Origin of the sequence: Tepidimonas sp., from assembly GCF_036824975.1 — a bacterium.
Classification (GTDB): domain Bacteria; phylum Pseudomonadota; class Gammaproteobacteria; order Burkholderiales; family Burkholderiaceae_C; genus Tepidimonas.
Genome location: NZ_DAISZC010000128.1, coordinates 1 through 1987 on the forward strand (window position 1 = coordinate 1; position 1987 = coordinate 1987).

General features: G+C 70.2%; 1 protein-coding gene. It reads right to left on the reverse strand.

What is annotated here, in order from left to right; translation table 11 throughout:
• Nucleotides 1–1783 (reverse strand): hypothetical protein (locus V7Z54_RS09885; RefSeq protein ID WP_334136245.1); only part of this gene is annotated, 1783 nt, incomplete at its 3' end.
• Between the last annotated feature and the right edge of the window lie 204 nt (nucleotides 1784–1987).

Genomic DNA, 1987 nt, shown 5'->3' on the forward strand with positions numbered 1-1987 from the left:
CCGCAGCGGCCCGCTCGGCGGCCCGGCGCGTGGTCTCCTTCAGCCGCGCCTCCACCGCCTCCAGGTACTTCTGCCGCAACTGCTGCGCCTCCGGGCTCGGCTCGATGCGCACCGCCTCCGCTTCCACGGCGGCCAGGGTCTCGTCCAATCCGAGCGCCTTCGCCCGCACCCCGGCCAGAGCCGCGCCGTCGAGCGCACCGCCAGCCTCCCTCTCGCGGTCGGCCACCAGCAGCCGGAACGCCTTGCGCCGCCGCGCCGCCTCCTTCGCCCCGGCTTGGTCGAGCAGACCCACCGGAACCTGCGGCTGCGCCACGCAAATCACCCGCTGCGTGCGCGGATCCAGCACGATCAAGCCCTCGTACTCCGGCGCGGCGATGCGCGGCCAGGCCACCTCCACCCGGCCATCGATCGTCATCAGCTCGTCGTGGAACCACGTGCGCCCCATCCAGTTGATGCAGCCGCGATCCACCTTGCGCATTTCGCGGTCGGCAAAGGCCAGCATCAGGATTTCCCGCTCGATCACCGCCTTCTTCCAGCCCGCCTCGCGCGCCTGTTCCAGCTTCTGCATGGGCGACAGCCCCTTCATGTGCTCGGCCTGCTGCGGCGTGGTGTGGTAGTCCTCCAGCGTCAACTGAAGCCACTCTTGCACCAGCGCAAAGTCGGAAACCTCCACCCCCTTGCCCATCGTCGTGATCTTCTTGGCCATGCGGTTGCCGCCCACATAGCCGAACCACCAGGCCAGGTGCTGATGCAGATTCCCGAACCGCCCCTCGATCCGCTTGCCGCGCGGGTGGAAGGGAATCGAGCGCGTCACCCGCGCCTGCTCCGGCAGCAGCTCATTCAAATCCACCCGCAGCGCATGCTTGGTCAGCATCGCCACCTGCACCCACGCCTGGATCAGCTCCTCCCACTTGTATTCGCTGCCGTTGTCCAGATACAGGTGGCGCGGCGCACCGAAAGGTGCGGTCTCGCACATGCGGCAGAACGACGCCGCCACGTGCTCGCGGCGGATGCCCTCGCCCTTGTCCAGCAGCACAACGTCCACATGCAGCCAGTTCGTGGCCACGTCGTGCCAGGCGATCATCCGCGCGTAGGCCACGCTGCCATCCTTGCGCGCCACCGGAATGTCCAGCGGGCTGATATCCCCGCACACCACATCCCCCGGCATCAGCCCCGCCGCCGTGCGCGGCACCGGCGCCAGATGCCGGTCGTACACCGCCTTGCCGTCGCGCTTCGCCAGCCCCGCCACGCGGAACTTCCTGCCTTCGGCCTCCACGAACCGGCGCGGGCATGGCAGGCCCAAAAGCGCCGCCGCCGCCTCCCTCGCGTGCCCCGCGTCCATCAGCTCCTTGGCCAGCGCGGCCGTGGCCTTCAGCCACGCCTGCGTGGCGCCTGAAGCCCCGCCCACCCACGCCGCGCGGGTGAGCTGCAGCATCTTCTCCGCCAGCGCGGCAGGCTCTCCCAGCTCCGGGTGCGACGCCGCCCACGACTCGAAGGCCACCGACACCAGCACCCGCGCCTGCCCGCGGTCCTTGCGCTGCCCCAGGCGCGCCAGCGCCATCAGCCCGCCTTTCTTATAGAGGTCCAGCAGCCGGTACACGTGCTGGAAGCTCTTGAACCCGAACTCCGCGGCGATTCTCTTGGCCACCTCCCGCCGCCCGCGCTGACCATCCGGCACGGCCAACAGGCCCGCCAGCCGGTGCGCCAGCATCCGCGCCTTGTTCACCCGCGCGAAATCGGCTTCTGTGGCCAGCCGAGCGCCGACGAGCTGCGCCACCAGCACATGGTCGGGCACGTCATCCGGCAGGGCGGGCACGCCACCCCCAGGGGAGAGCCCACCCGCGCCACCCGTGGCCGCGGGCGCGGCATCCGAGGATGCAGGGGCCGAGGGCGTGAGTGCCCCCCGGATGGACTCACCGCTGAGGGCGGAGATAAAAGAGGAAGGCGCTACATCCGGCGTAGCAATGGCCACATCTGGCGTAGCGGG